This is a genomic window from Leisingera sp. F5, from assembly GCF_001593695.1.
On sequence record NZ_LUKH01000283.1, the window covers coordinates 1 to 3,109 of the forward strand.

General features: G+C 61.6%; 2 protein-coding genes and 1 pseudogene. 1 reads left to right on the plus strand and 2 read right to left on the minus strand.

The window, feature by feature from the left end; translation table 11 throughout:
* Window positions 1–601, minus strand: a pseudogene (locus A2I95_RS28895) (AMP nucleosidase); the annotation flags it as partial.
* Entirely contained in the window at window positions 598–2,400 is a 1,803-nt protein-coding gene (ade, locus tag A2I95_RS28900; RefSeq protein WP_291735433.1) for an adenine deaminase, read from the minus strand. The gene ade and the pseudogene A2I95_RS28895, both read right to left, overlap by 4 nt.
* 141 nt (window positions 2,401–2,541) lie before the next feature.
* Here ade and A2I95_RS28905 point away from each other — a divergent pair, with 141 nt between their 5' ends.
* Window positions 2,542–2,964 carry a glyoxalase gene (locus A2I95_RS28905; RefSeq protein ID WP_291735435.1) on the plus strand — a complete coding sequence of 141 codons (423 nt, stop codon included), beginning with the start codon at window positions 2,542–2,544 and terminating at the stop codon, window positions 2,962–2,964.
* Window positions 2,965–3,109: the final 145 nt, after the last annotated feature.

Consider the following 3,109-nt stretch of genomic DNA (forward strand, 5'->3'; position numbering starts at 1 on the left):
CACTGGTGGCAGTGTAGTGGCTGAGCCGGGCCAGTGAGTAATCGATGCGCTGCGCGGTGAACAGAGCCAACGGTCCGGTGCCATTAGGCGGCTGATAGGTGCCGTTGACGATGTCGTCATTGGTGGTCGACAGATCCGGCACGTCAAACACGTCGCGCAGGGTGAACCCGGCTGCACCGTCCTGCGGCACCGTCAGATCGGGGCGCGAAGCAACGGCGAAATGCACCGGGATTGGAGTCTTAGAGACATCAATGGTCACTGGCTGGCCGTGGTTGCGGATCAGCAAGTTGATCTGCTGGATCAGGTAATTGCGGAACAGGTCCGGCCGCGTCACCGTGGTGGCATGGGTGCCAGGCGCAGAGACATGACCAAAGCTGAGGCGGCTGTCCACCTGGGCAAAACTCGTGGTGGAGAACCGGATCTCCGGGTAATAGGCGCGGATGCGCTGGTTGTCCGGCGCCCCGTCAGCCATTGCACGGCTGAATTCCTCGCAGATGAAGCCGGTGGCCTGCCGGTAAAGCAACTCAAGCCGGTCCACCGCTTCGGTTGCGTCGTTGAACGTTTCGGTCGGCGGGTGGCCAGGGTGTTTTGTTGTTATCATTGAGCAGGCTCGATTACCGGGATTTTCTGGAAAGTGCGCACGTCGACTAGACCAAGGTCGGAAATCCTCAGCTCCGGGATCACGACCAGGGCCAGCAACGAGTGCTGCATATAGGCATTATTCAGGCTGCAGCCGCAGGCCTCCATCGCCTCCATCATGACTTGTGCCTTGGCGGCCACGTCGGTTGCGGGGCTGTCGGACATCAGACCGGCAATCGGCAGCTCGACCAGAGCCAGTTCCTTGCCGTCCTTGTAAAGGGTGATACCGCCTCCCACTTGGGCCAGGCGGTTGGCCGCCAGCGCCATCTCGTCGCGATCGGTGCCAACGACGATCATGTGGTGGCTGTCATGCGCCACAGTGGAGGCCATTGCCATCTTACCCTGGTAGCCGAAGCCCGAGACAAAGGCGTTGGTGACTCCGCCTGTGGCGCGGTGGCGCTCGACCAGGGCGATCTGGCAGACATCGCCAGCGCCCTCGACCAGCCCGTCCACCACCGGAAGTTCTGCCTGTAGCGCCTTGGTCGGGGCTTGGTTTTCGACCACGCCGATCACATTGGCGGTGACCGCATTGGCGCCCTCGGGCGCGGCAAGTCCAAAGTCTTTCGCCGTCAGTTCGTGACCCAGATGCACGGTGCCACGGGCGCTGGCGGGCCAGTCGTAATGGGGACAGTCGACTTTGATAGAGCCTGATTCTGCGACGATCTGCCCGCGGGAGATGACAACTTCGACAGGCAGTTCGCGCAAGTCCGAGGTCAGGATCACATCGGCACGGCGGCCGGGAGTGATGGAGCCGATCTCCCGCTCCAGCCCGAAATGGGTGGCGGTGTTGATGGTGGCCATCTGCAGTGCAATTACCGGATCGCAGCCGCAGGCAATCGCGTGGCGCACCACCCGGTTCATATGGCCGTCATTGACCAGGGTGCCGGAGTGGCAGTCGTCGGTGCAAAGGATGAAATTGCGCGGGTCCAGCCCCTTTTCCGTCACCGCAGTGATCTGGCTTTCTACGTCATACCAGGCCGAGCCCAGCCGCATCATCGACCGCATCCCCTGGCGGACACGTGCAATGGCGTCGGCCTCGCAGGTGCCCTCGTGGTCATCCGCCGGACCGCCGGCCACATAGGCGGCGAAATCAGGGCCGAGGTCTGGGGAGGCATAATGGCCGCCCACTGTCTTGCCCGCGCGCTGAGTGGCGGCGATTTCAGCCAGCATCTCGGGGTCGGCATTGGCGACGCCGGGGAAATTCATCATCTCCCCCAGGCCGATTATGCCCGGCCAGTTCATCGCCTTTGCCACATCTTCGGCCGAGATTTCATAACCGGTTGTCTCCAGCCCTGGTGCCGAAGGCGCGCAACTGGGCATCTGGGTGAAGATGTTGACGGGCTGCATCAGCGCCTCGTCATGCATATAGCGCACCCCGTCCAGACCCAGAACATTGGCGATCTCATGCGGGTCGGTGAACATCGAGGTGGTGCCGTGCGGGATCACCGCGCGGGCGAATTCCGCCGGGGTCAGCATACCGCTCTCGATGTGCATATGGGCATCGCACAGGCCGGGGATCATGTAGCGGCCACGCGCCTCTATGATCTGCGTCTCCGGTCCGGTGCAATAAGAGGCATCCGGTCCGACATAGGCAATGCGGCCGGCCTTGATCGCAATATCATGGCCCGGCAGCTGCTCGCGGGTGTGGACATTGACCCAGATACCCTGCCGGATCACTGTATCCGCCGGCACGCGGCCGGCTGCGACGTCGATCAATTGAGGGGCGGAGTCGGGCCAGCTTGGAAAAATGTTTTCTGACATATTCCAATTGTTCCGATTGCGCGCGGGAAGGCAAGCGGATTGCTGGCTTTGCCATCAAAGCTTCATACGGGCGGTGGAAAGGCGCCGAGGGCTGACGCAATTGGCGTTGCCGCCGGGCGGTTTGCGGGGAAAACTGGGCTCATGGATTATGAAACAATAGATGCGGACAGTTTCGGCCGCTCCCTGCGCGGGATCGGGCTCAATCTACTGGTGCGGGATGTTTCGGCAGAAATAACCTTTTTAGAGACTGTTTTTGATATGAGAGGCCATCAGGTAAGCAAGGATTTTGCTATCGTCACCTATGGCGGTCAGGTCTTTCAGCTGCACAGCGACGGCACCTATGCGGAAAATCCGCTGCTGGAGCTGCTGCCGGATAACCCGCCGCGCGGGGCCGGGATTGAGATCCGCCTGTATGATACCGACCCGGATGAGGCTGTCGACCGGGCAGAGGCGACGGGATTCGCCATTCTGCAGGCGCCCGCGGACAAGCCGCATGGCCTGCGGGAGGCATATATCCTGTGTGAAAACGGCTACGCCTGGGTTCCAAGCCGGCCGAAAGGGTAAGCGGCGGGAATTCCTACCCTTTCCACTGAAAGAACGCCGGTCCATGCTGGCGGTATCTTTTGGATGCCATGAGGGACCGCTGATGCATGCCATTGCCGACACAATCGCGCTGGTCAAGGAGGGAGTGCTGACTGCGGGTCAGGCC

Bases quoted from the DNA above. Each gene is read 5' to 3' on its own strand.
- ade (WP_291735433.1), bottom strand. From the start codon at position 2,400: ATGTCAGAAAACATTTTTCCAAGCTGGCCCGACTCCGCCCCTCAATTG.
- A2I95_RS28905 (WP_291735435.1), top strand. From the start codon at position 2,542: ATGGATTATGAAACAATAGATGCGGACAGTTTCGGCCGCTCCCTGCGC.